Source organism: Photobacterium lutimaris, from assembly GCF_003025555.1.
Classification (GTDB): domain Bacteria; phylum Pseudomonadota; class Gammaproteobacteria; order Enterobacterales; family Vibrionaceae; genus Photobacterium; species Photobacterium lutimaris.
Genome location: NZ_PYMH01000001.1, coordinates 453,036 through 478,709, shown reverse-complemented (window position 1 = coordinate 478,709; position 25,674 = coordinate 453,036). Strand labels below are relative to the sequence as shown.

Annotated in this window: 22 protein-coding genes and 1 tRNA gene; 6 read left to right on the top strand and 17 right to left on the bottom strand. The window is 43.2% G+C overall.

All coding sequences use genetic code 11. The annotated features are described in order from the left end of the window. Positions 1 to 18: 18 nt before the first annotated feature. The 6 genes from C9I99_RS01875 to C9I99_RS01850 all read right to left on the bottom strand — a co-directional run bounded on the left by C9I99_RS01875 (position 19) and on the right by C9I99_RS01850 (position 5,247). Complete coding sequence (locus tag C9I99_RS01875; protein WP_107347144.1) at positions 19 to 465, bottom strand: acyl-CoA thioesterase; 447 nt, start codon at positions 463 to 465, stop codon at positions 19 to 21. Between the two features lie 3 nt (positions 466 to 468). Continuing rightward, complete coding sequence (locus C9I99_RS01870; RefSeq protein ID WP_107347143.1) at positions 469 to 2,028, bottom strand: HAL/PAL/TAL family ammonia-lyase; 1,560 nt, start codon at positions 2,026 to 2,028, stop codon at positions 469 to 471. A 35-nt stretch (positions 2,029 to 2,063) separates the two neighbouring features. Further along, positions 2,064 to 2,462 (bottom strand): ApeI family dehydratase, encoded by a 399-nt coding sequence (locus tag C9I99_RS01865; protein ID WP_243734277.1) that lies wholly within the window; start codon positions 2,460 to 2,462, stop codon positions 2,064 to 2,066. Positions 2,463 to 2,499: 37 nt separating this feature from the next. Continuing rightward, positions 2,500 to 3,897, bottom strand: coding sequence for an AMP-binding protein (locus tag C9I99_RS01860; protein ID WP_107347142.1), 1,398 nt, complete (start codon positions 3,895 to 3,897; stop codon positions 2,500 to 2,502). A 149-nt stretch (positions 3,898 to 4,046) separates the two neighbouring features. Continuing rightward, the gene (locus tag C9I99_RS01855; protein WP_107347141.1) at positions 4,047 to 4,307 is read right to left on the bottom strand and encodes a phosphopantetheine-binding protein; all 261 of its coding nucleotides are present in this window, start codon (positions 4,305 to 4,307) and stop codon (positions 4,047 to 4,049) included. Positions 4,308 to 4,515: 208 nt separating this feature from the next. Beyond that, a complete protein-coding gene (locus C9I99_RS01850; RefSeq protein WP_107347140.1) occupies positions 4,516 to 5,247 on the bottom strand; it encodes a beta-ketoacyl synthase chain length factor in 732 nt (243 codons plus the stop codon). Between the two features lie 1,202 nt (positions 5,248 to 6,449). Between C9I99_RS01850 and gloA the strand changes: the two genes are divergently transcribed. Together gloA and C9I99_RS01835 are read left to right on the top strand one after the other, a co-directional pair. Further along, positions 6,450 to 6,830, top strand: coding sequence for a lactoylglutathione lyase (gloA, locus tag C9I99_RS01840; RefSeq protein WP_107347138.1), 381 nt, complete (start codon positions 6,450 to 6,452; stop codon positions 6,828 to 6,830). Between the two features lie 21 nt (positions 6,831 to 6,851). Then, positions 6,852 to 7,952 carry an alkene reductase gene (locus C9I99_RS01835; RefSeq protein ID WP_107347137.1) on the top strand — a complete coding sequence of 367 codons (1,101 nt, stop codon included), beginning with the start codon at positions 6,852 to 6,854 and terminating at the stop codon, positions 7,950 to 7,952. An 84-nt stretch (positions 7,953 to 8,036) separates the two neighbouring features. Here the strand turns inward: C9I99_RS01835 and C9I99_RS01830 are convergent, their stop codons facing one another. The 7 genes from C9I99_RS01830 to C9I99_RS01805 all read right to left on the bottom strand — a co-directional run bounded on the left by C9I99_RS01830 (position 8,037) and on the right by C9I99_RS01805 (position 13,361). Next, positions 8,037 to 8,342: a GNAT family N-acetyltransferase gene (locus C9I99_RS01830; RefSeq protein ID WP_107347136.1), complete on the bottom strand. Its 306-nt coding sequence runs from the start codon at positions 8,340 to 8,342 to the stop codon at positions 8,037 to 8,039. Positions 8,343 to 8,428: 86 nt separating this feature from the next. Continuing rightward, the gene (locus tag C9I99_RS01825; RefSeq protein WP_107347135.1) at positions 8,429 to 8,977 is read right to left on the bottom strand and encodes an outer membrane beta-barrel protein; all 549 of its coding nucleotides are present in this window, start codon (positions 8,975 to 8,977) and stop codon (positions 8,429 to 8,431) included. Positions 8,978 to 9,372: 395 nt separating this feature from the next. Continuing rightward, positions 9,373 to 10,062 carry a zinc metallopeptidase gene (locus C9I99_RS01820; protein WP_107347134.1) on the bottom strand — a complete coding sequence of 230 codons (690 nt, stop codon included), beginning with the start codon at positions 10,060 to 10,062 and terminating at the stop codon, positions 9,373 to 9,375. Positions 10,063 to 10,286: 224 nt separating this feature from the next. After that, positions 10,287 to 10,670 (bottom strand): zinc-dependent peptidase, encoded by a 384-nt coding sequence (locus tag C9I99_RS01815; RefSeq protein ID WP_107347133.1) that lies wholly within the window; start codon positions 10,668 to 10,670, stop codon positions 10,287 to 10,289. After that, the gene (locus C9I99_RS27120) at positions 10,667 to 10,819 is read right to left on the bottom strand and encodes a hypothetical protein (protein WP_166645349.1); all 153 of its coding nucleotides are present in this window, start codon (positions 10,817 to 10,819) and stop codon (positions 10,667 to 10,669) included. Before C9I99_RS27120 ends, C9I99_RS01815 begins: the two co-directional genes overlap by 4 nt. A gap of 770 nt (positions 10,820 to 11,589) precedes the next feature. After that, a complete protein-coding gene (locus tag C9I99_RS01810; RefSeq protein WP_107347132.1) occupies positions 11,590 to 12,366 on the bottom strand; it encodes a hypothetical protein in 777 nt (258 codons plus the stop codon). A 107-nt stretch (positions 12,367 to 12,473) separates the two neighbouring features. Next, positions 12,474 to 13,361 carry a LysR family transcriptional regulator gene (locus C9I99_RS01805; RefSeq protein ID WP_107347131.1) on the bottom strand — a complete coding sequence of 296 codons (888 nt, stop codon included), beginning with the start codon at positions 13,359 to 13,361 and terminating at the stop codon, positions 12,474 to 12,476. A gap of 308 nt (positions 13,362 to 13,669) precedes the next feature. On the opposite strand from C9I99_RS01805, the gene C9I99_RS01800 reads away from it, so the two are divergent. Next, positions 13,670 to 14,260 carry a hypothetical protein gene (locus tag C9I99_RS01800; RefSeq protein ID WP_107347130.1) on the top strand — a complete coding sequence of 197 codons (591 nt, stop codon included), beginning with the start codon at positions 13,670 to 13,672 and terminating at the stop codon, positions 14,258 to 14,260. Between the two features lie 118 nt (positions 14,261 to 14,378). After that, positions 14,379 to 15,098 (top strand): hypothetical protein, encoded by a 720-nt coding sequence (locus tag C9I99_RS01795; RefSeq protein WP_107347129.1) that lies wholly within the window; start codon positions 14,379 to 14,381, stop codon positions 15,096 to 15,098. Positions 15,099 to 15,258: 160 nt separating this feature from the next. On the opposite strand, the gene C9I99_RS01790 is transcribed toward C9I99_RS01795, so the two are convergent. After that, positions 15,259 to 15,333: transfer RNA gene (locus tag C9I99_RS01790), tRNA-Gly, on the bottom strand. 329 nt (positions 15,334 to 15,662) lie between these two features. Between C9I99_RS01790 and C9I99_RS01785 the strand changes: the two genes are divergently transcribed. Next, positions 15,663 to 15,878 carry a hypothetical protein gene (locus tag C9I99_RS01785; protein ID WP_107347128.1) on the top strand — a complete coding sequence of 72 codons (216 nt, stop codon included), beginning with the start codon at positions 15,663 to 15,665 and terminating at the stop codon, positions 15,876 to 15,878. A gap of 287 nt (positions 15,879 to 16,165) precedes the next feature. Here the strand turns inward: C9I99_RS01785 and C9I99_RS01780 are convergent, their stop codons facing one another. Beyond that, complete coding sequence (locus C9I99_RS01780; protein WP_107347127.1) at positions 16,166 to 19,411, bottom strand: glycoside hydrolase family 3 protein; 3,246 nt, start codon at positions 19,409 to 19,411, stop codon at positions 16,166 to 16,168. 82 nt (positions 19,412 to 19,493) lie between these two features. After that, entirely contained in the window at positions 19,494 to 20,684 is a 1,191-nt protein-coding gene (locus tag C9I99_RS01775) for a carbohydrate porin (protein WP_107347126.1), read from the bottom strand. Positions 20,685 to 21,593: 909 nt separating this feature from the next. Between C9I99_RS01775 and C9I99_RS01770 the strand changes: the two genes are divergently transcribed. Continuing rightward, positions 21,594 to 22,595, top strand: a complete 1,002-nt coding sequence (locus C9I99_RS01770) for a LacI family DNA-binding transcriptional regulator (protein WP_107347125.1) — start codon at positions 21,594 to 21,596, stop codon at positions 22,593 to 22,595. A 172-nt stretch (positions 22,596 to 22,767) separates the two neighbouring features. Here the strand turns inward: C9I99_RS01770 and C9I99_RS01765 are convergent, their stop codons facing one another. Continuing rightward, positions 22,768 to 25,545, bottom strand: a complete 2,778-nt coding sequence (locus C9I99_RS01765) for a glycoside hydrolase family 3 protein (RefSeq protein WP_107347124.1) — start codon at positions 25,543 to 25,545, stop codon at positions 22,768 to 22,770. Between the last annotated feature and the right edge of the window lie 129 nt (positions 25,546 to 25,674).

Here is a 25,674-nt window from a genome sequence, read left to right as displayed (position 1 = left end):
CAACCGTTTAGACCAGTACTAAGCTGCTGACACCGCGTTTGCATACCACGCCTCGACTTTATCCGTAAAAACGGCCGGTGAAGCCAAGCACATTTCGCCATCGTCAGCCCTGACGGCGACTTGCATGGTATATGCTTTCGTCAACCGCTCTCCACTGCGGGCATCCGTGATCACATAATCCACTCGCAAGCGGTTTTCCCATTCCTTCAATGTGGCCACCACCTGAATTTCATGGTTAAACGGAATAGGCCTGACATATTTCACATGGGTCTCAATAATTGGCCATATAAAACCAGACTCCTGCATCTCCCTATAGCCATAATTGAGCTTGTTCATCAAAACCCGACGAGCCTCTTCAAAAAAGCGGAAATAGTTTCCGTGGTATACCACCCCCATTGGGTCGGCATCTTGAAAAGAGGTCACCATGATGACTTCAGCAGTCAAAAAGTGTGCTTTACCACTCATACGTTATCCTTCACTCTCTTCATAGAGCGCCCAATGTTGCTGCTGTATACGGGCCATAAAATGCCGTAGATCTTGTTCCAGAGGTCTATCTTCTCTGACAAAATCAAACTCGCTCAACACCAATTCATTCATGGTTTTCATTGCCAAACTCATATGATTATCATCAAGCTGATCATGAATTTTACGCAGTTCTAAGGCTTGGGTTGCCGCCAACAGTGAAGCTGATGCGACTTGCTCTGTTAACTCAAGCACCCGCAAGCAATCCCGCGAAGCGATAGTCCCCATACTGACTTTGTCTTGGTTATGGCATTCAGTCGATCGAGAGAACACACTGGCTGGCATCGTGTGTTTAAGCGCCTCTGCCGTCCAGGCTGAAATACCAATTTGCACTGCTTTAAAACCATGGTTAATCGGTTTCCGATCCCCTTCGGCTCCCGACAGATTGAACGGCAGGCCGTTGTTAAACTTATAATCCATCAGCTGGGCCATTTGCCTATCCAGCAAGTCGGCAATATTGGCAATCCCCGTTTTTAGGGTATCCATCGCCATGGCAATATGACCACCGTAAAAATGGCCGCCGTGAAGCACACGTTCATTATCACCATCAATGATTGGGTTATCGTTGGCACTGTTAAGCTCGTTCTCAATGAGTTGGCGTAGCCAAGGCAGGCTGTCTTGCACAGCACCAATCACATGCGGAGCACAGCGAAGTGAGTACCGGTCTTGCAAGCGATCACTGTTACTTGGCGGCCTCTCGGCTTGAAGGTCGGATCTTAACCACTGGGCAATTTGCTGCTGCCCTGGATGCGGCTTAACCGCAAATAAAGCTTCGTCAAAATGGAAATCATTACCTTGCATCCCAAGTGATACCATCGCCGTGATCCGGGTTGTTAGCTGCACAAGGTACTCAGCCCGCTTGTAAGCAAGGCAAGCCAAAGCGGTCATTACCGAAGTACCATTCATCAAGGCTAAGCCTTCTTTGGGTTTGAGCTTGATCGGGGCAATCCCCAACTCTGCATAAACGGCTGACGTCGGTTTGATTTCCCCTTGATAAATCACTTCACGCTCGCCTATCAGCGCAGCGGCTAAATAAGACAACGGGGTGAGATCACCACTCGCACCAACCGATCCCTCCTGAGGAATTCGCGGGGTAATATCCTTATTGATCAACGTCACGATTTGACCGAGCAGCCCATGGGTAACACCTGATACCCCTTGCGACAATGAGCATAAACGCGTCGCCAATACAGCCCTTGCTTGCTGATGGTTTAAATCATCACCCAAGCCGCAACCATGGAAACGGGTCAAATGCAGAGGCAACTCATCCACAAGGTTGGGAGGAATAGCAACGGTACAGGAATCTCCGTACCCGGTTGTTACGCCATAGATGACCCCTTCTTCTTTCAACAAGCGCTCTAAAAAAGCGACACCGCGATCAATCTTGGCCCTAAACGCTTGGCTCGGATTCATCTCGGCTGAAGCGCCGTTAGCCACAGCTAAGACATCTTCGATCGTCAGGCGCTCGGCACCAAATTTAATGGTTTGCTGTACGTTATTTCGCATTACGGTTCTCACTTAACTATCAAAAATGGGGAAACTCAACCACGATGAATGCATGCCTGAGGGGATTGGGCTACTTCCAGTGAAATCCGCCCAGACGAATGGGTAACAACGTTACCTTCATCTTCTGACGTATAACAAAAATGTAATTTCGCTTTTTCACCGTTCCAGGAAAGGGATAACTGCACATCTTGATTCGGCTGAATAGGCTCTTGAAATTTAATGACATCCATTCCAGCAAAAACCGTTGGAGTACCCAAAATACGCTGACTGAAATACACCGCCCAATCAATCTGAGTTACCCCTGGCAATATCGGATAAGAAGGAAAGTGCCCTTTAAAGTCCGACAGCTGAGGGTTAAGCCGCAATACAAGAACTACGCTGTCGCCTGTATGGCACTGTGAAATTACGAGTGGATTACTTTGTGATCGATCCATATTACCGTTTCACTCACGTTTGTTTTTCCGCTATACATCATTCGTCGAACAATTGTTTAAGCTCGTTAACCTGATGTTTTCCTTGGCTGTTCTGTGGTATTTCATCAACAACCCTAAAGCGTCGAGGAATGCCAACTGGCTCCACCCATTGTCTCAATCCTTGTCGGACGGCAAGCCAAAATGGCCCTCTGCCTAACTGGGCGAGCTTCTGCTGCCCCTCTTGGTTCAAGGTAATAACGGTCGCGATGACTAAGCGCTTGGTATCAGCAAGTGGAAGCACAACCGCTTCTTCTACCCATTCCAAATGGCAAAGGTGGCGTTCAACTTCCGCTAAAGAAATACGTTTTTCTTCGACTTTTACGACCCGATCACTTCTGCCCTTCACAATGAAATGGTTTTCACCCAAGCACTGACACAGGTCACTCGTGTGGTACCAGTCCTCAGATTCAATATACGGAGATCGCAGGCGCAGACACCCATCAACGTTTAAGGCAATATCGATGACATCAAATCGCTTCCAAGGCGTCTCTGCGGTTTGCTGCTGCCGATAACCTATTCCACCGGTTTCTGTACTACCGAAAACTTCCACAGGCAGTTGTCTAAATATCGTTTCTACTCGATGAGCGACATCCAAACTCAACGGCCCACCAGACGAAAAGATGGCACGAAAGGAAGCGGAGGCAGGCTCCGCATCCAATCGTTTGAGCAGTGCAGGGCTCGAGATCAATACGGTATCTGGATTCGCGGCAAGCATAACTTGCTCGGGGTAGCGGCAATCCTGCCGGCTAAACGGGCGGCCAGCACATAGCGGCCATAGCACTCGAAATAACAAACCATAGATATGCTGATGTGACACTGTGCTAACTACTGAGGCACCTCTCAGTAGATCTCCCCACACTTGTTCAAGGTGACAGATTTCCGCATCGATAGTTTCTAGAGATTTAGTTATCGCTTTAGGCATACCGCTCGAACCTGATGTAAACAGCGTCAGCGTCACATTCCTAAGGTTCAATGGTTTTATTTCAATATCTGCAGCATGAAAATCAGGCTTATCAAGTGGCAATGGCAGCTGATGCGCTTCCAATGGCATACTGTCCAATTTGTCATGCAAAATTGCCTCAAAATGATCGACCAACTCTTCCAATGCGGAGGGCTGATGATTTCCCGGCAATACAATGTCTTTACCCGCATGTGACAGCGCAAAGAACGCAACCGCAAATAAGTAACTATCGTCAAAACACAGCGCCCACCTTTGCAAAGGCGACGAGATCAACGTACGTTGAAGTGCTTTTACATCAGCTTGAAACTGCGCCCAGTCAATATCGCTATCACCTGCAACTAACAAAGTCTGCAGGCGACTGGACGTCATTACCTTTGATAGAGAACACAGCTCAGGTCGTAGAAAATTTGAGCCATCAATTTGTTGGGTATTCATCCTGATTCCATTGCCCAATTAATGGGCGCTATCCATTTATTTTCGTATTACTTATCGCCTTACTATCCACCCGCCAATAAGCAATAACCCAGCGAGCAAATCACTCACTAAGCTACTGCAGTGTGCATTACACACTTACTCATCCACTGTCATTTAGCTTTATTTTGAGAAACAAAATTGGCGAGGTTAGCCACAGAAGCGAAATGCTCACGGGTTTTGGAGTCATCGGCATCAATGACAACGCTGTAATTCTTTTTGATTGCCAAACCAAGCTCAAGCGCATCAATAGAATCAAGCCCAAGTCCATCGCCGAATAAAGGAGCTTGAGTGTCGATATCTTCAACGGTTAAATCTTCGAGATTCAGTGCTTCAATAATTAACTCTTTAAGTTCTTTATGTAATGATTCCACAATAACCTTCTTTTTTAATAGTGACTTTTAATCGTTTATTTACTTGATAAGATGCCTTCCGCTAAATGGCGATTGAGGCATCGAGCCTGCTTTGTCGTACAACTAGGCTCAACCGTAGTGTGTACGGATCTTCGGTGTAATGATGACTCTGCACAGAGAGCAGTTCTTATCCCCTTTGAGCAAACCTGTAAGCCATTACCACCATTACCTAACACTTCCAAAACCAATCAGCTCGCTGTCCAGAAACCCGCCATTTGCGGTCCTCACAAACCAAATGAGCAATAACGTCCAAACTCTGTGGCAGCCCAATGCACTCTTGACGTGGTATATTGGGTTTGACTCCTTGCCAAGAGACGCGATATTGATCACCACCGCTTAAAACCATACCCAATGCATAAGCGCGATGTGGGGTTTCCTCAAACTCGCCATATGGGGCCGGTAGTGGCTCATCAAAGTCAACAACCAACACTCTATGAGATGGGTGCTCGTTTAAATAAGCTGACGCTTCGATAAGCGCAGAGTGCAAAGAATGTTCACCCGCTGCGATAGAGGTCACCGGTATCTGCTGCTTCATTACAATCGTTAGTAACCCCGCAGCGGTATTATGTACTGACTGCGAGAACCCCATTGGTGATGCATCGTCACCCTGCAGTACATCAGTCAATAATTTGATCGTTCGATGCAATTCACCGTGCCGGCTGGAGAATATAATAAAGCTGACATCATCATTTTTAACTAATGACAATGCGGCTTGTAAAGCAAGCTTACTTAATAGACTCATTCGCCGACGAAACACCACAGGAATTTCATATACCGGGACTGGATCTGATATTTTAGGCCACTCTTGATTATTCAAAGCCCATGACTGCCACTGTTCCTTCGTTGTTAAGCCAGGAGATATAGACAGCCAAGACTCTATATTAAAATGTATACTCCCCATCACCCCTGCCCCTAACTATTGACATTTTGATTTATTATCAAATGCATCATCCATGTATTGGAACATCATAATATCAAAAAAATATTTTGGGTATATATTATCTCACTATTTTTATAAATTATTCTTATAGACAAAAATGTCATTTATTCATCAAGAATAAAGCAATAAGATTTATATTCACAGGATATATTAAAAAACAAAACAAACATATAGCCAAAAACAACTTACCGGAATCAACACATAAAAACCAAACAAATACAAACCCCATAAAAACATATAGTTAGACATAAAAAACCTTGTTACCAACAAGGCCTCACGCCTCAGAACCATAACACAGCACTACATAAAAACATTCTTATTAACTTATTTATAAGTTAACAAACAAGTCGCAAAAACAATATTTATGCCTATTGTGAATGAACGATAATTATTTCAACATGTCTTAAAATGTTCTAAATTATTAAGATAGACCACATCACATAATAGCCTGTAAAATTTCATACCATTAGCCGTTCACCAAAGTACATGAGTTGAAGTGGCTCGCACCCTCTATCAAATCAAGCCATTAAATTCACCAAAAAATCAATTAGTATAATTTAATCTCAGAGAAAGCATCAATGAAATGTTAATTTTCTTCGTATGGTATAAAATAACATTTGATATAGCACCTAACAATTAAATTGCTCACACAGAATAATTCTGATTACTGTTTAGCTAAACTCGTATATTTTCTTGCCCGTGATGGTATAACAAAGGACACGGAAAGATTTGCAAATGTGGCCTGATCAAGTTTCTCGCTCCTATCCCCATCAGTGATTGAATGGTACATAGGAGATAACTCAATCACCTTACCTAACAAGCAACTATATTCAATAGCAAAGCTTCTCTTTGCATCGGGCGTTGGTATGGTACTTGTCATCAACTTGCTACTTCTGTTACTTGTCATTATCGCTTTAGCTTACTTTGTGGTTTCACAGCACAACAATGACGATATCTAACAAGGTCTCAACGACTTACTACACTTTTTTCATAGTCTGGTAGAGAAAGGTCCCAACCATATAATAACGTTAAGTTATCAAACCAATAATTAATGATAATTTTTAATTCCTATTCCCTCTCGTTATAGTACACCAATCAAAATTGGTTGCTCAGACCACATTTTCCATACCAATTTTCTTAGCGTTACTACATAAGAGGGCGATATGAAGTTTCTCCACACCATGATCCGCGTGACCGACCTTGATCAATCTATCGAGTTCTACACCAAGATATTGGGTATGAAGGTATTAGATCGTTTTGAAAATACTGAATATCGCTACACACTGGTTTTCGTTGGCTACGAAGCAAACAGCGCAACCATCGAGCTGACCCACAACTGGGATACCGATGCCTACGAACTGGGTAATGCATTCGGCCACTTAGCGCTGGGCGTTGACGATATTTACGCCGCCTGTGACAAGATCAAAGCCCAAGGCGGCAATGTGACTCGTGAGCCAGGCCCGATGCTTGGCGGCACAACGCACATCGCCTTTGTAAAAGATCCGGATGGCTATGCTGTCGAACTTATTCAAACAAGCAAGTAAGAACTGCTGGAGTCATAAAAAATGAAAGATGCACTATTTCAGCCAATGCGCCTTGGCAATGCCACACTTAAAAACCGTATCGTTATGCCACCGATGACTCGCTCACGTGCGACTCAGCCGGGCAATATCGCCAATGACATGATGGCAACATACTATGCTCAACGTGCCGAGGCGGGTTTGATTGTTGCTGAAGGTACCCAGATCTCCGAAATGGGTCAAGGCTATGCTTGGACTCCTGGCATCTATACCCAAGAGCAAATTACAGGTTGGAAGAAAGTCACTGATGCCGTCCACCAAAAAGGCGGGGTGATCTATGCGCAACTATGGCATGTTGGTCGTGTTACCCACCCTGCAAACATCGGTGGTCAGCAACCTATTTCATCTTCAGCCCTAAAAGCTGAGAACGTAAAAGTATTCATTGACGACGGCAACAATGCCCCGGGTTTTGTCGATGTCGTAGAACCACGCAAGATGACCAAAGACGATATTGCGCATGTCATTGGTGAGTACCGCCAAGCTGCAATCAATGCCATTGAAGCCGGTTTTGACGGGATTGAACTGCATGCAGCCAACGGCTACCTTGTTAACCAATTTATCGACTCGGAAGCCAACAACCGTACTGATGAATATGGTGGTTCGATAGAAAATCGCCTGCGCTTCCTGGCCGAAGTGGTCGAAGCGATGAGCCATGCTATTGGTGCAGAACGCGTAGGTGTGCGTCTTGCGCCGTTTACATCGCTTAACGGCACGATTGATAAAACACCAGTTGAAACTTACACCGCAGCCGCAGCCTTATTGAACAAGCTGAATGTGGTTTACGTTCACATTGCCGAAGTTGACTGGGACGATGCACCCGATACACCGCAAGCATTTAAGCATGCTATTCGTGAAGCATACAAAGGCACGATCATCTACGCAGGCCGCTACAACACTGAAAAAGCCGCGCAGGCGATCAATGAAGGCTTAGCTGATATGGTCGGCTTTGGTCGTCCATTTATTGCCAACCCTGATCTGCCTAACCGCATCATGAACGGCTACCCACTAGCCGCTCACGATCCTGATACCCTATTCGGTGGCGCAGAAAAAGGATTGCTTGATTACGTTGAGTACCAAGCTAGTTAATCTCACCTGATCACAATAATGAAAAAAGCCCTGCTCGGTGAGCAGGGCTTTTAATTATCTTGCGTGTTCACTACAGGAACATAATTACAGCTCTGAGTTCGCCAACAAATGCTGCCATTTCTTGCTGTGTTTGTTCATGTAATGAACAACATAGCTACACTGGGGGATGACCGTATAACCTTCTTGCTCGATTTTCCTCAAAACCGCTTCCATCATGACACTGGCATAGCCTTTTCCGCGCAGAGCATCAGGCACTGATGAATGATCGAGAGTGAGGACATTTCCGGATATCTGATAACTCACTTTCGCTTGGTAGCCATCGATAAGATCAACATAGTATGTCTGACTTTCTTTAGCGTGAATGACAGTGTTATCGCTTGCTGTGGTCATATCCCTTCCTGCATTTATCCTGTAATTTAAATCAAACAGCGATCATTATGATGCTCCCTCTTATCATTAGCAACAAGGCAGTGAGCCTAAAAATGATAGCTAGCAAAGATCACAACTTGCTGTGTGTTATCTATTTCTACATCATCTTCTTCAAAATCCTGATGTATGTAACGATAAGTCAAATCGGCGCTCCAATCTTTATTGAAGTGATATGATGTACCAACTTGTAAACCTCTGATGAAATCAACCGAAGTCTCACTCGCTATGTCATTATAGCCAACGCCTAATAAAAACCCGCCATTCAGTGAAATTTTATCATTAATATCATACAGGTAATCATATGAGGCAAAAAACAAACTTTGAGAAAACTTGTCTTTATAAGTGTAAGTCGCCATAACCCTATGCTCTGAGTCAATGGTCAATCCTGTATGAAGTTGTACGAGTGCGTCCTCACCATTCTTCGAAAGCTGGCCATTGATTTTATCGTCTTGGAAACCTACCCCGCCTCCTATGAAATAATCTGTTTTTGCACTGGATAAAGATGGAGATAACACCAAAGCTAATACCGCAGCTTTATATAATAATGGGGTGGAAGAATATGAAAGGATTAACTTAGAACGTTTTAGAATAGACATGATATTCACCTTAACTAGCCAAAATCTTTTTTATAAAATAAGATTACGAAAAATTAACCCCTTTACTATTTCTAATTATTCACTGACTACAAATCTAAATTAAACATCAACATCCATTCTATTACACTCACTATTGCACATAAAACTACTCAAGGGGTTGATATATTTATTAATCGTTATTACTAAAAACGCACTACCATGACATTACTGAATATTTAAAACAATCATTAAACAAGAGACAGAGACAAGGTAAGAGAGTCAATAATAATGATTTATACTATTAACAAGACATGGGGGCACTCATAAGCCGACACTAATTCCATTAGAGTAGTTCAGCATTGACACACTCACTTTCTCACTTCCAAGAAAAATAAACCTCTGGCATCAAGCAACCATTACCGACGGAGCACCGCGACCCATCGCCCCAAGTTTAACAAGCTGGTCAGCGAGGCAGCGACATAGGTCAGCGCCGCCGCCTTGAGAATTTTCTCCGCATGCTCCAGATCACCATTGTGCAGGTAGCCGCCTTTCTGCAAGATCGGCAGAGCCTTGCCATAACTGGCATCGAACTCAACCGGAAGAGTCAACAGGTGCACCATGGTACTTAGTGCCATTGAAACAATGCCAATCATAATCGTTATCGCTCCCGCTTGCGGCAGGCGGGTTAGCATTAGGACAAGCGGAGCAGCCACTAGCATCATTCCGGCAATACGCTCGCCGACCATGGCAGTCTTTACGAGTTTCTGCCGCGCCAGGAACCAGGACTCTCCACGTGAATCCTGAATTGCATGCCCCACTTCATGGGCGGCCACAGTCACTGCCGTCAGCGAGTATCCTGAGTAGTTGTCCGGCGTCAGACGCACAGCCTTAGCGACCGGATCATAGTGATCACCGGCAGAGGTCTCCTCTACCTCAACGTTACCCAAACCGAAGCTGTCCAGCAGGTGGCGAGCAAGTTCACCACCACTTCCCTGCTTGCGGTAGCGATCAGCCGGCTGTCTGTACCTTTCCATCACATGCTTGACCCACAGGCCCGGCAGGAAGACGCATATCGCGATTATGAGTAATATGATTATCCAGAACATTTAAATCAGTATGCCATGAGTAATTGTGTGACTACTAAATATTATACGCATAGAAATAAGCAGCAGATGCTTGCCGACAATAGGCTGACTCGAAGGTGGACATAAATGAGGTAGAAGCTGTGTTATTACTCGATTAGATTGAATTGCGAAAATCATGAAATATTTCATAAGGGCAAGAATCAAGACCTAACACCTTAAGCAAGCCGTAAGTACAACCAAGTTTACTATATTGTTTCATTCGCAGACCCCATTATCGCGGCCATGTTCAGGCCGTAGATGCCGACCAACTCGCGGTATAAATTGGGATAGTCGTCGTAGATTGCTGCCGGGTTTGTAAAAAACAGCTCAGTTAATACTGCGAAGTACTCTTCGGGCGGACGTAACATAGTCTCATCATGAGTGTTGACATGGTCAACCATCTCACCCAACGGTGTCGCACAATCTGGGGTGAGATCGTCCTGTTTAGACTCGATATTTTCGAGATAGACCTCATAGGCCTCACGTAATGCAGCAGTACTGCCTGACAGACCATGCATATGGTCGAGAATATGGGCGAACTCATGAACAACCAGATTTTGCCCCTCGATGATTTCAAACGATTCCTTCAAACAAGGCCATCTAGTGGGCGCGACTGTTTCATTGCTGACAACATTAGCTCTGCAAACTCAGATATCAGCAGTAGCACTGAACCGAAGAAATCCGCTTCTACCGGAAACCCGAATTCAGATAAAATCTGCCTTTGAAAATATACACCCACTAGCAAACTTCCTTTCTGTATGTTTATAAGTCACGTCACTTAAACTACATTTAAATAAGCAGCCGAAGCATCTCCGCCTTTTTTATTAACATGCTTTTTTACAGACTTTTGTTTGTGGTTCGAAAAATTCCGGACTATTGCCACTTTTTCCATTAGGAAATTCACTCAATCTAGACGGTAGCTAAGCCTCACAGCCTGAAAAAGAAGATACGCCATTTTTACAGCGTCACCAACAAAAGGGAGCGGGTGGTCAACGGCAGTCAATCAATGAAAGAGTTCCAGCCTTGGGCAATTGCGCTACCTCATTGATGGGTGGCTAAATACGTCGGAATAATTGATCACTTCAACTACAACGGGCTCGAAGTCAGTTTTAACGGTTGAATGAGTTTGAATAGACTTTTGATAAGGAATGTTGATTAGCAATGCAATTATTGAAATCATACTGAGCAAAAGCATGATTAAAACTCGGACCATAAACGCCTCCATGTATCAGGACTGAAAAGGCACTACCCAACTGGAAAGATGGGTTTATTATGAATGACTTGATTATGAAATCGATCTTATAGGGGTACTAGGAACAGTTAATTATGCAGTAACTTTATCCCACTCCCCCTATATAATACCGAATTATCATCAACCCGTATTTGTAAACAGCTACAATTCCACACAGGCATGATTAATTGACAGGATGCATGCCCCTGGATAGAGCTATCTTACTGTGTTTACTCTTCTTCTCTGTGGTTAACGAGAAAATAGAATGTCAAAGGTGATTAAAAGTACCACTTCATACCCAACTCAAGAGTCAATTCACCATCACCCTTGAGTTTTGTACCATTAGGCATTGTGACATTAGTTTCGTTATAACTAAATTTACTTACAACCCATTGACCGAAGTTGGTTTTCACTGGCGTCTGGAATATCACATTCAGTGATTTGGATTCCAGCTCTACGGTGCTACCACTCACGTCGAAATATTCTGGCCATGCCAACATGAAAGCGCCATTATCGCCAATTGGCTTGGTCATGAACAAATTTACCAAATAACCATCAGCACTCTTACCAAAGACTTCACCTGTCGTGTAAGCAACATTAGGGAACATCTGGAAGCCTGGTGTGAAACGGCTATCAATGGCTATTACTGTGCCTGCAGAGAATAAAACAGTATCATCAAGCCCATGCTGTGTTTTGTGAACAAGATCCAGCGAGAAACCAGCTCTTGGAATATATGAGTTATCAAAGCCGTGGGCCTGAAAATATTGCGCACGACCTCCAATGTACTTGGTATCAAACTCATCCTCGCCATATTTGTCACCAAATATCCCTTCGGCAAAGCCAGAAAAATTGGTGTTATCATTCCATTTCCCAGAAAAAATGCCCGACACTCTCACATCAGAGTCCGATGTCACAAAGAAAGCAGCCTGAGGATTTATTTTTGTAACATCTTGCAGATCATCAGGATTAATGACAGCTTCATTATCGGAAGTGTCTGCCATTGTATATGAGCTAAGTAATGATGCTAGCAATAGGGCTTTGGTTGAAGTTTTCATACTAAACACTTAAAAGTACTCTTAGTTCGTGATTTTCTTAGGTTTAGTTGATTTTATTTCTAATAAAATGATCAAACAAAGCACATATGGATGGCAGCGCCGTCCATTTACTGTCTAAAATTCTCCTTAGCGAACTTCAGGATAGACTTAAATGGTTCCTCCTGGCCTCTTGCATGGGTGTAAAAGCTGCTAAGTACGATGTTATACCCGATGTTGAGCTCGTCCATGAAAATTTCAACAAGCTTTTCCTTTTGACCATATGCTTGTATATAAAACTTCGGAATGAGGGCCCAGCCCTTCTTGCAGAGAAGATCTAGAAGCAGATCATTATTACTGATGAGGCATGCATTAGGTGCAATTTTGTAACTTGTTATATTTTTATCAAGATCTGCCTGGGCTTCGCTCAACAAGTGTATGTCATTCAATAGCTCTTCGATTGTTAAGTTATTGTTGCTGGCTAGTGGGGAACTTTTTCTGGTGAAAATTCCCATTGAAACATTACCTAACGAATTCCAAGTAACATTTTTATCTATAACAGCATTCCCCTGTGCGGGTAATAGAGCAATATCAAACTCACCTGACAGCAGCCCTTCTAATGCCTGCTCCCGATTCCTATGAATCCAATTGATGTTCAGCTTGGGAAATTTAATTCTAATATAGTCATCAATATCGGTAATGAGATAAGTCGGAGTGACCGTATCGAAACACAAATTGACTTCAGACACAGGGTTATCAAGCAAGCTAAGTCCATGAGCATAGAGTGATTCATGTTGCCTTACTAGAAGCCTAGCTCGTTTAATAAGCCTCTTGGCATTCTCGGTCGGGGTAGCTTTTTTACCTTCAATCTTAAACAAGTCGTAGCCAAGCACATCCTCGTAAGATTGAATGTGCTCTCGAATCGTAGCACGAGACTTGTTTTTTATTTGGGCTGCAGCACTGTATGAACCAAAATCGTAAACAGCAACAAATGAAATCACTTGGTCAATGGAATGCATAGTCCTCCCCTACAATGAAGCAAATTACTCCAGATAATAATGTATTACGCTTTTATAAGTGTGCATTATCATGATTAACAAAATCAAGTCGAGGACGATTCTTTAATAATCATCAGCTTGGAATGATTATACCCACCCGTGACATTAGAACCTCACAACTTGACAATATTATACATTACAATGACTTACAAACAAAAAATACATACATTAAATCCCATAATATGCCATTTTTTGCGGTCTAGTCACAAAAATGGCCACCTATTTTTGTATACTAAACGTACACTTCTTGTACAAAGGATTGTGCAATTATGGCCAATATCATACCTGAACGGGACAAGAAAAAGTTATCAATCAACGTTCATCCTGCAGCAAAAGCAGCGTTTGATTTCTTTAATGGCCAAGCATTTCTCTTCGATAAAACACTGTTCTCTATTGACGCATTACGTACCCTAAATCAATACTCAACACTTCACGCTGTAGAGCAGATAAAAAGCAGAGTGCTAGTGTTTTCAGGATTTGAATTCTTTGGCTTTGACTTATCAAATACAGACTTCAGCAAATGTACAATTATTGTTCACTGCGATTTAACAGAAGAAGACATTCGCTTCCAAGCGTGGATTAACGTTACACGTACTCTCCTATCATCATTACAGCCTCAACACATTGAGTCCTTTAGAAGACACTTCAACCAGTCTGCACCCAATGAAATTGTTCAATTTTTGAGTAAGAAAAATAAAATTAGTCAGCCTCAATTAGCCAAGTGGACATCACTATCACGCAGCGGGTTAGCCCGACAAAATAATCGAGAAGCAGACACCAAGGATTGTAAACCACAATCTCAACCACCTATTTTCGAGATGCTAATCAAGGAGAACACCGATAAACCGGAAAGAGGTTGAGGAAAGATTCAAAGCAAGAAATGTTGATGCATTCTTTAAAAAGCTCTTTCCGTTTTCTGCCAGTGAAAACGCTGTTATTGCTGATGAGGTGATTAAGCTATGCAACATATTAAATCCGATGCATGGCATCCATTTCAATGAAAGAAATTTTCTAATAAATGAAGCTCAAAAAAGGCTCATTGTTACTTCCTGTACTCCCCAAACTTTACTGAAAAAAATCATCGATAAAGGTAAGCTTGGTGTGTACCCAATTCCTGCCTTTGTTCTATCTGCCCTTTTACGTTCTTCATATGACAAAGATAAATTTGAACAATACAAAGCAGTAACCCTGATTTCAATAGCACGCCTAAGCTTCATTGGTGGAAATTACCCTAAAATAAATAAAATCAGTAATGAGATAAGGTTGTTTGCAAAAGGTAGTAGAGAATTTCTTGCTGGACATTTACCAGACATTTTTCAATATGCTTTTCCTGAGTTAGTAAATGAACTTGGTAAATTGACTAGTGAGACAACAACAATCAGGTCTACAAAAGTCATTAAGCATCTAAAACACTATGAGGTTCCATATCGCTCCACTTTAGAAGGTAAACGTGGATATACAAGGTCTGTCACCACCAAACAGTTCCTACAAGCAGGCACATTAACTGTCAGTCCGAGACAATACTTAAATGATGAGGGAGATTCTCTCATCGAAATTAAGCAACTTCATTTCGTCTCCAGGAACAATGAAACATGGCAAGAGGAAGACGGTCTAGGAAACGACAACCGAAGTCTGACTATTGTTACTAGCCCATCCAGCGTCAACAAAGATTACAGCCTAGAAGTTATGAACCAGTAATTTTCTAAATAAAAATAACGAGCAGTAGACACCATTCTGGTCACAAGTTGGCCACAACGCAGATTTGCAACCATCAAAAGCCAATCACCAGATACGCAAAAAACGCCATTAAGCGCATTAATTTTCAAGTAGATATGTGGGTTTTACCGAGAGAAGAAACTGGAGCGGGCAGCGGGAATCGAACCCGCATCATCAGCTTGGAAGGCTGAGGTAATAGCCATTATACGATGCCCGCTTAATTATCGTGGGCTTAGAGCCATAAGATAGTATGCATCGAACATCTACATATTGTCATAATTGATAACGAAGGAAAGCCTTGATTTCCAGTGCGTGACGAAGATCACAGAAGCGCCACCTGATCGCGAGTAAAACAACCATGTAGGGTTTATTTCATACAGTAAGTGATTATTTCAACTCTGCCTTACATCAATAAGCTAGCAAGTTCATGAATTGAAGATATTTTTTACGTTACAGCCTTCATTTTATGAATTTTTATGCAGCTATTTAATTAACAGCCTAAAATTATAATTGAGTGAAACAACAACGAGTAATATAGGAGCTCTTATGAAATGGTTAATTTCTATGTCGGTTGCTTTATTTATCGCAGTTCCTTCTGCCATGGCAGTACAGGATTCCTCACCAAGTCTTAAAGAAATACAGCAACCATGTAAACTGAAACAAGTAACACACCGGTGCGAAGTTGTGACAGAAAAACAAACTGTCAAAGGAATTTGTATTGATGCGAAATGGTATGGATTGATTTGTTCAGAACGTAAGTAGATATTGAGATAAAAGTTAAGATTATAAAAAATAATCTTAACTTTTATCTTAAATGAAAGCGCTTACAGTTACCAGCCTATAAAAACCGACTTAAATAGCCCATAAGGCATTGAACTAAATAAAGTTAATCTTAATCATTTCATTTAACAAATAAAAATACAATTAAAAACCATGAAAATATCAGTCATCGTTCGGGTGTAATGACGTATTGAATGCTTGAGGTAGTGAAAGAAAGTGTATCCATACTAGGAAAATACAGCAGGGAGCAAGCTCCCTGCTGTCATCTTTTACTTAACGAATCTTACATTTTTAAAGCTAAATACAACGCCAGCTTGAGACGCATTCCACATAGGAAGAATAGCAAATGGCTTATTCACTTTTTCAATGTCTAAAGTACCGCTGTTCAAATCGGATACTGCGATTGACACATGGTGCCACAAGCCAGTTTCATACTTCGCTAGCGGATAATCATCACCTCGCGTATCCCCCTCCGACTCCAATTTGATCACTAAGCCTTCTGTTGGGTTTTCTTCATCATTAGCAGGAGCACCATAAGAGTCGATATAAAGATCAAACTCAAGAACCCCGGATTCAACATAGTTAACCAAGTTCTGAGTTTCGCCTTCTAGGAATACGATTCCCTTATACATTTCAGGGCTTGCCGTGGCATAAGCCGCTTCGACCATGTGCTCGGCATCATTGTCTGCGGGCCCTGTCACCATGACATGACCATCAATACCTTCCCAGGAGTCAGTCCGCGTCTGCCATGTTGTTACACTCGGTTGCCACACTGTCCAAACATCCGCATTAGCTTCATCCAACGGTGGTAGTGGCGGCTCAGCCAGTTCAGCACAATCAACTTGGTCGCTGGCTATATCTAAGCTGCGTGGTACAAAACGGATTTCACCGAGATCAAACTCCATGTTGCCAGGGGTCGTCATTAAAAATGCCGTATTTAGCATCGAGAACTCCATACCTTCCTCGGCAAAACAATTCAGGGCGAACTTCATGGTTGTCCACTCTTCCGACACCGGCGGTAGTACATCATTGATAGTAATATCGCCCAGACATGGCCACTCACAGTGCATCGCCAGTGTCACGTCGTCTGCTGGAGATTGATGCATTCGAATATCAAACTGCAACGTTGAGTCTGCATTCATGTAAGCATTTTTGTCCGCAGCCTTCTCATTAATGGTTTGCATATAAACCTGAGCGACATCAGAGCCGTCAAACGTGACATTAATAGCATCCTGCTGGTGTTTGTAATTGATCGGCTTCGTCGTTAGGGAGCCGGTCGTTGTTTCAGCGCCATTCGAAACAGCAATCCCCGCCCAGCCACTTGCTGGCCCACCGATTCTAGCAATAAATTCACCGCCAGATTGGGCGCCGAAAATTTCTAGGTTGGTGGTCGCAATACCGTTATCCGGCGCTTCTTGACCACAGCCATAGTTACGCGTATCAAGCGGCAAGTTCGCTAAATCGTACTCTGATTTATCACTCGACGTGTAAGACAGACCATATCCATAGGCGAAAAGAGGCTTGTGCTCGCCGGTGATATCCTGCTCAGTGGTCGGTGTTTCATAGTCTTCTATATTCGGCGCAGCACGGTTAATTGTTGTAGAACATTTTTTCATCGGCCAAGAGTAAGAAAGACGCCCTGTAAAATCCTTGTCTTGCTCATTAAACAAGACATCGGTAATACCACCAGCCTCTGTACCCGGAAGCCATGCCGCAACAAAGGCATCTGAATTATTTATTTCTTCATTGACATAAAGTGGTCGACCAGAGAAAAACACGGTGACAACTTTCAGCCCAGCGGCCTTGAGCTCTTTAACTTTATTCAAATCAGCTTGGTAGGATGCTTTCAGTGAAGAAAACTCTAGGGTTTTGTTCGCTTTGATATCCCCAAACATTTCAGCGTAAGGATCTTCACCAATCACCACCACCGCAATGGTGTTGTCGGTGGCATCAGCAATATCTGTGATGATATTTTCTGCGCCAACAACATTCTCAAGTGCCATCTGCATCGTCGTTGCACCAGGGAAGTCATCTTCGATGGTATTTTCGTTCCCCTGCCAAGTGAGTGACCATCCCCCGGTCTGCTTCTGAATATCATTAGCGGCACTACCCGCAATCAGGATTTGCTGCTCGTTTGATAATGGTAAGATGTCGCCTTGGTTCTTCAACAACACCAAGGACTGACTAACAGCTTCACGAGCCAAGGCACGGTGTTCCGCAGAGCCAAGTATCTCCTGTTGACCAGCCAGTGCGCGTAAAGAAGGCATTGGTTTTTCCCACAGGTTTGCCCGCAGCTTAACCCGCAAAATTCGGCTTACGGCATCATCAATACGCGCCATTGGAATCGTGCCATCGTTAACTTGGCTGATGACATTACTGTAGAATGCTTTCCAGTCACTGTTTTCCGTCACCATAAACACATCATTACCGGCATTGACGGCTTCAGGACAATTTGAAGCACTACAGCCATTGATTTCGCCCTGGCCATTCCAGTCGGTAACCACTATGCCATCAAAACCCATCTTGTTTTTTAGGACATCGTTGATTAAGTATTTACTGCCATGAATTTTCTTATTGTATTCACCCGTTTCAGTTTGATCATAATTTTCCTCACCGTGCCAAGAGTTAAACGAGGACATCACTACCTGCGCACCGGCATTTAAACCAGCAAAATACCCTGTGGCATGAATATTCCTCAGATAATCTTCTGTATAGTGATTTTCACCGCGGTCGACGCCATCCATTGTGCCGCCATCACCCACCCAGTGCTTAACGTTGGAAATGACATTACGTTCTCCGGCAAGACCCTCGGCCCCGCCTTGAATACCTTCAACCATCTTACCGGCATATTGATAGATAATTTCTGGGTCTTCGGAATAGCCTTCATAAACACGCCCCCAACGATAATCTCGCGGTGAGGCAACCGTTGGTGCAAATGTCCAGTCTAGACCTGTTGCCACAATTTCAAGTGCTGTTGCTTTACCAATCTCATAAATGAGGTCTGGGTTATTTGCCGCACCCAAACCAATGTTATGCGGGAAAACTGTCGCTTTGAAAACATTATTGTGACCATGGACCGCATCAGTTGCCCACATAAAAGGAATCTTGAAACCGCGATCTTCATAGGCCCCTTCTAGCGCCAGCCAGTATTTATCGGCCTCCTGAACCCAGTCTTCCGCGCTCGAATATTTGTTCTCATTTGGCCAAGCACCACCACCGTTAAGCAATGATCCCAGTTTATATTGAGCCGCTTCTTCCGGCGTTACTTCAAGAAGGTTTGGTTGGATCATCTGACCAACTTTTTCTTCTAAAGTCATTTGAGCTAATATTTCTACAATTTTATTTTCAATATCTGTATTTTTTTCAATGGCACTATTAATAGCAGGCCAATCCCCAAAGTAAGGAACTTTAGATTGAATCAAATCATTATTTGTAGTGCTATTATTTGAATCATTACATCCGGTAATGAGAGCCAATGCAATTAAGCACGGCAATATTTTTTTATTATGGCGCATACAATTACCACTTTATATTGAGTTAAGCTTAAAAAAGAGCAGCCCTGTATTTGGCTGCTCTGTCTATTTAACTAAACTACGATTACCACCATGCTTCCCACATTGCGCCAACTGCGAAGGTGTCACGTGTCGTGTCACCAGTGATTAGGGAACCATCACCGGCCACCTTGTTGTCTGCTTCACCTACTGTTGCATAGAAGCGTAACATTGGGCGATCCCACGCATTCTTACCAATAGAGATATTCTGTGATAGCGTCACTTTCCATGCTGCGTTTTCATCAGCATTGTCGTAATCAACCAAGGAGTAGCCAGCCTCTAGCCATGTGGAGTGAATATCGTTCCAAGAGTGCATAGGACGCACAATCACACTGTAGTTAGTGCGATCATCGGCTAGATCATCAGCACCTTCATTATTGTGGTAAGCCAGCTGGTAATCCATTGATGTGTTCTGACCAAGTGATACCCCCCCCTCCCAACTCGCGTAAATTGTTGTTAAATCATCCGTTTTGTTGTAAACCGAATTATCCGCGTTCTCTGCATAGCGAAGGCTAAGTTTGTTGCCGTAAATATTGAAGATGGTACCAATTTGGTAAGCATCATCTTTCTTTCTTTCGCCATTTTCTTTGTCAAAAGCCTTGTCAGATGACAGGCCATAGTTGGCATAAATATCTAATGTAATGTTATCCATCAAGCTAATATCATGCAGCTTAGTTGTCAGTGCATAGTTACCGCTATCACCAGTCCCCTCACCCGTCTGACCAACGAAACCGATGTTAAGCATTGCACTACCCAGGTCTAGGTTTTTAATACCCGCACCCTGACCATCATGGGTCATGAAAAAGTAATCATTCAACCCCTGCTGTGGACGCTGATGAAAGTCTCTACCGGCCCAAATATATGCATTTGGCTGAGATACAAAAACATTAGAAACACCAGCATAGAATTTTTTCAGTGCAACATCACCATAATCCGTTGGTGACTTCCACCAGTTTTCCATCATCAATACGACATCCCACTGTGTGTCGTTAACGCCTGTAAAGCCTTTAGAAAACTGGAATTCACCTCCATTCGTTTCATTACCTAAACGACCAGCGGCGTTACCTGCAAGCTGACCATCTGCAGATACATAGTCGTTCCCATTATCTGCATAGTGCATACCGTAACGAGCGTAACCAGTAAAAGCAAAATCATCTGTTTCAGCATGGGCAATATTAGATACAGAAAGAGTTGATGTTGCGAGTAAACAGGCAAGCGAAAGGTGCGATAGTTTCATTGTAACTCCAATAATTATTCTAGATTCTTCCGTAAAGCAATTGAAGAAAGCGCTTTCTTGTAGGGGTAAAAAAATAGCCGATAGTCTTTTAAATACAGCTTAACCTTATATACCAACGTTGAATTAACGAACAATTTGGCTGCTAATGCTTGTATTTAACTTCCCTAACCACTTTTAATGATAATTATATGGATAAAAATGCATTGATAAAGTGATCATTATCACCAAAGCAAGCGCTTTCACGAGATCAAAATCACACACCGACAAGTTCATATTTATATCTTAAAAATCGCAACCACAACTAAAACAGGTATTAAGGTAATGATTTTTAACTATTTAAAGCACAAAACACAGCCAATTTCTGAAAATGCTTATGACATACATCACATTACGCTAATCACTCCCCTCCCCATCTCAAGTAACCCGTATTCCTATCGCCTACCAATCACACCCAGTAAATACACGTAAAAACAGCACAATTACTTGATTATATTAAATAAAACTTAAACACCCGCGCAACAAATCACGCAAACAAAGAAAACTCTTTCCACCAATGCCGATACGCGGTGCTTGCGTATCGTTCTGACGTAATCGGGTTGAAGGAAATAGCCAGCAGCCTTGCGAGCAATCTACTAGCAAGCGTTTTCTATCCAGAAAAGACTCAAACCTAACTACCCAGATTAACCACACCAACTTAAGCTACTGACTTTTAAAAGTTTACATATCAAATGCTTGTTTAAGCCTCTAGGAAAGCGCTTGCTTTAAAGTGTTATTTAGCTCAAAATTATCAGATAAAAATCTATCTTATCAACGGTTTCAAAAGTAACATACTGTTATTAGCGAACATTTAATACTTTAGCCAAGGTATTGTTTTATGAAGAATTAATCCATTCATCTAAGGAATCTCTGTTGATTACAATAAAAGAAGTATCTGAACTGGCACAAGTTTCTCAGTCAACTGTTTCCAGAGCCTTAAATGGACACCCTACTGTTAAAGAAGCCAACAGAGCAAAAGTTTTTGCTGCAATCGAGAAGCTCGGCTATAAGCCGAATGCTTTTGCCCAAGCTCTTGCATCGAGCCGTTCAAACAGCATAGGAATGCTCGTTGGCTCACTTGACGGCCCTTTTTATGGTCCTCTGATGCACATGACCGAAGATACTGTTCGGCAAAAAAACCTCCACCTGATTGTAACAAGCGGACAGGAGTCACACGATAAAGAAGCAGACTCAATTCAGTTTCTCCAATCAAGACAAGTTGACGGACTGATCATTCACTCCGATAAGTTATCGGATGATGAACTTATAAACATCGCCAAACAAACAGAATCAATCATCATTCTGAACAGATATATTCCTGAACTAGCTGAAAAATGTATCTGTATTGATAATGAGTTAGGTGGATATCTAGCAACCAAGCACTTGCTTGATAACGGCCACACTAAGGTCGCTTGTATTACCGGTCAAATGAGTAAGATTGACAGCCGCGATCGCCTTCAGGGATACCGTAATGCCCTGAATGAATACGGAATCAAATATGATGCTAACCTCATTGTTGAAGGACGCTTCGACCATGAAGGTAACCATGAAGCGGTAAGAAGACTGCTCGATAGAAACAGTGAGATCACTGCGATATTTTGTCAGAATGATAATATTGCTCTGGCCGTATATGATGTGTGCACAGAAAGAAGTATGGCAATCGGGAAAGATATTTCTGTTGTTGGCTTCGATAACGACACATACAGTCAGCATATTCGCCCGCGCTTAACTACCGTGAATTTTCCAGTTAAAGAGATGGGGGTCGAAGCTGCCAACGGCGTACTATCATTACTCAATCAAGACAAGCAGCCAGTACGCAACAAATTAACACCGGCACTCATTATCCGGGACTCGGTCAGCAACCTTAACGGATAGAATAAGTATATGATGCGGGGAAGTGTCTACCATTCCCCGTTTGCCCCCCCCCTTTATTCACACGTTTACGACGGTCACCCTCAAAGCAAACAGCCTCCTTAGCTAGGAGGCTGTATGGTTCAATATCAACCACATCAAATTTGCCAGTGATCACTCGGCACTTATCTTTCAATTATGACTGTTTATTGAAAATCAAACTCTCTAGCACCAGGCCTTTTTTCACGAAATCGATATCAATTTCGTAAAAGCCTGCTGTTAATTTCACTTGTAAGCCTTCAACTGTCACCGGTTTCCCGTCAGTACCATTAACCGGAAGCGACATACTAAACACACCGTTTAAGGCCAGGCTGCATGACGATTGGGCTAACGAGTCTCGATCATAGCGAATTAATCCAGAACACTGATAAATACCGTCTTCGGTCACTTTTACTGTCACCCTCGTATTTATCTCTGTTTCTAGCTTAATTTCTTCCTCAATATTCACGATATCGGCACAACTTATCTCATTTCTTGCGGCATAGGTTTTAATCGGCTCATAGGCTTTCAACGGTCGTTTCATCACAGGGGCGTCAAGAATAAAACGGCAAATGTTCATGGCAGAACGCTGCAGCTCGCCGATGGTTAGTTCACCTTTTCTTAATGCCTCCAGTGTATTGTCACCCATCGCATTGCGCAGTGCGCCATCATTTTCTACCACCATGTAGAGATCGTTTTGAGAGCGGATCATAAATGAGGTGTTGGCTTTATCTTCCTTACCCGCATTAACCGGGTCATTCATTTTTGCCCACCAGTCGGTCATCAATATCCCGGTATAGCCCCATTCATTGCGTAGGATGGTTGTATTGAGATCATAATTTGATGCCGCCCAATGACCATTCACCGGGTTATAAGACGTCATGATGGTTGTAGCCCCACCCTGCTTAACCGCGATTTCAAATGGTTTCAAATGAATTTCCCGAAGCGCACGTTGGGATATCACACTATCCACATCCATCCGTGCCATTTCCTGATCATTTGCTGCAAAGTGTTTGATTGTCCCCGTGACACCGGCTTTCTTGAGCCCTACAACCTGCGCGGCTGCCATCATTCCAGTAATTAAAACGTCTTCTGAAAAATACTCGAAATTTCTGCCGTTTAATGGGTGACGATGAATATTAATGCCAGGCCCTAAAAGGGTATCGATCTGATTGGCCTGTAATTCTTCTCCAATCAGGTAAAAAAGCTGTTCATTGAGTTCGCGGTTCCATGTACAACCTAGCAACGTACCAATAGGGACTTGGCTTGCCTTATGCCCACTATCCATTCGAATTCCAGATGGACCGTCGGCAGCGGCGGCAACGGGAATGCCTAACTTAAATAGACAATTAGATACCCCACCAAACGCGGCTGCAGTTCCCGGGGTGACTTTCGGACTGCACATGCCTTCCCCTCGGGTAATAATGGCAAGTTGCTCTGGACTTAGTTGCGAAATGAAAGATTCCAGAGTGGCCTTACCGGCTTTGACATCATTAAGTTTGATCCCTATATCGCCCGTAATTTCATATGTTTTTGGTAGGTCGGCGGTAATTCTTTGCTCAAGGCAGATAGATCTGAGTGGAACAGGTTCGTAAGATGACTCGTAGGTTCCGTCTGCTTTCAACCCTGCCGGTTTTAGGCGATCAAACGCTGTTACCGGCGCTAATGCTTCAGACAGTTGCTGGGTAATAAGCCGCTGCTCTAATTCAAAAGTGGCAGGTATACATTTGGCGTGGCGAACGCTCCCCCCCACATGAAACCGATAAAGACCCGCTTCAAGAACGTAGCTGTTTCGATGCCCTGTTACGCCACTGTCATCATATGACGCCAGTAACTGAATAGGAACGGAGATGCTTACGATAGTACTTTCAGCAGGCCCGAGTACTTCCGTTTTGCTAAAACCGGCTAACTGGCGAGCGGGTTTGCCTAACTGACCTTGAGGTGCTTCAACATAGAGCTGAACAACTTCTTTACTGCTGAACAGATCCCCCGTATTTGTCACTTCAATATCGAAATGTAGGACCCGATCAATACCACTTCCTTCAACACCAAATGAAACTAACTGGCGCTCAAAGGTGGTATATGAAAGACCAGCGCCAAACTCATACTGTACCGCCTGAGGATTGAAGGTTTCGAAGTAACGATAACCGACGTAGATATCTTCAGCATATACATTGCAGTCTTTCCGACCAAAGTTTTCTGACGATGGATAATCAGAGAGTTGGTAGGCAATGGTATCGGTTAACCGTCCGCTGGGCGAAACATCACCGGACAGGACATCTGCAAGAGAGTGCCCAGCCTCCATTCCCGCAGCCCATGAATACAGAACAGCTTTAATTGATTGATTATTTTTAACGGTTTCAAGCCACGACATATCCATAATGTTAGTGACGTTTAACACCACAATGACGTTATCAAAATGCGCGCCGACCTTCTCACACATCGCGACTTCACACTCAGTCAAACGATAGCTACCGGCTTCATCAGCATTATCCTGATCTTCCCCTGCTGTCCTTCCGATAAAAATAATCGCTTTATCCGAGTGCGATGCTGCTTGTTTGACAATGGACTCTTCCAGTTCCATTTCCTGCTGGAACCAAGGTTCTGAGGCCCATCCGCCACCGCCATCATTAAACGGATGTTCTGCAATCCAAGCTTCATATATTTTGATAAGTTCTTCATTAACAACCACTGAAGGGTTAGCTCGTAATCCAGTCAGAGCATTGACGGCATATGGAACATTGACGGCCCCCCCCGATCCCGTACCACTGCGGTAAGTATCAATCTGGCAACGACCAAACAGAGAAACCGTTTCACCACACTTTAAGGGCAATACGGAGTCTCGGTTTTCTAGCAGAACAATACCTTCGCAGCCAGCCTGGCGACTGACAGGTACAACTTGCTGCTGGGCTTGTAATATTTGCTGATTCTGCATATTAAAATCCGTTAAAAATAATCAGTAAGCAACATAACAGTGCAACTGAACTAACTCAGCCTCTTCGAGCAATGTCGCTAATTCGTATTCACACACAAGAATTAAGAAAAAAGGCAGTTAAACTACCTT

Bases quoted from the DNA above. Each gene is read 5' to 3' on its own strand.
- C9I99_RS01875 (WP_107347144.1), bottom strand. From the start codon at position 465: ATGAGTGGTAAAGCACACTTTTTGACTGCTGAAGTCATCATGGTGACC.
- C9I99_RS01870 (WP_107347143.1), bottom strand. From the start codon at position 2,028: ATGCGAAATAACGTACAGCAAACCATTAAATTTGGTGCCGAGCGCCTG.
- C9I99_RS01865 (WP_243734277.1), bottom strand. From the start codon at position 2,462: ATGGATCGATCACAAAGTAATCCACTCGTAATTTCACAGTGCCATACA.
- C9I99_RS01860 (WP_107347142.1), bottom strand. From the start codon at position 3,897: ATGAATACCCAACAAATTGATGGCTCAAATTTTCTACGACCTGAGCTG.
- C9I99_RS01850 (WP_107347140.1), bottom strand. From the start codon at position 5,247: ATGGGGAGTATACATTTTAATATAGAGTCTTGGCTGTCTATATCTCCT.
- gloA (WP_107347138.1), top strand. From the start codon at position 6,450: ATGAAGTTTCTCCACACCATGATCCGCGTGACCGACCTTGATCAATCT.
- C9I99_RS01835 (WP_107347137.1), top strand. From the start codon at position 6,852: ATGAAAGATGCACTATTTCAGCCAATGCGCCTTGGCAATGCCACACTT.
- C9I99_RS01830 (WP_107347136.1), bottom strand. From the start codon at position 8,342: ATGACCACAGCAAGCGATAACACTGTCATTCACGCTAAAGAAAGTCAG.
- C9I99_RS01825 (WP_107347135.1), bottom strand. From the start codon at position 8,977: ATGTCTATTCTAAAACGTTCTAAGTTAATCCTTTCATATTCTTCCACC.
- C9I99_RS01820 (WP_107347134.1), bottom strand. From the start codon at position 10,062: ATGTTCTGGATAATCATATTACTCATAATCGCGATATGCGTCTTCCTG.
- C9I99_RS01810 (WP_107347132.1), bottom strand. From the start codon at position 12,366: ATGAAAACTTCAACCAAAGCCCTATTGCTAGCATCATTACTTAGCTCA.
- C9I99_RS01805 (WP_107347131.1), bottom strand. From the start codon at position 13,361: ATGCATTCCATTGACCAAGTGATTTCATTTGTTGCTGTTTACGATTTT.
- C9I99_RS01800 (WP_107347130.1), top strand. From the start codon at position 13,670: ATGGCCAATATCATACCTGAACGGGACAAGAAAAAGTTATCAATCAAC.
- C9I99_RS01795 (WP_107347129.1), top strand. From the start codon at position 14,379: ATGCATGGCATCCATTTCAATGAAAGAAATTTTCTAATAAATGAAGCT.
- C9I99_RS01785 (WP_107347128.1), top strand. From the start codon at position 15,663: ATGAAATGGTTAATTTCTATGTCGGTTGCTTTATTTATCGCAGTTCCT.
- C9I99_RS01780 (WP_107347127.1), bottom strand. From the start codon at position 19,411: ATGCGCCATAATAAAAAAATATTGCCGTGCTTAATTGCATTGGCTCTC.
- C9I99_RS01775 (WP_107347126.1), bottom strand. From the start codon at position 20,684: ATGAAACTATCGCACCTTTCGCTTGCCTGTTTACTCGCAACATCAACT.
- C9I99_RS01765 (WP_107347124.1), bottom strand. From the start codon at position 25,545: ATGCAGAATCAGCAAATATTACAAGCCCAGCAGCAAGTTGTACCTGTC.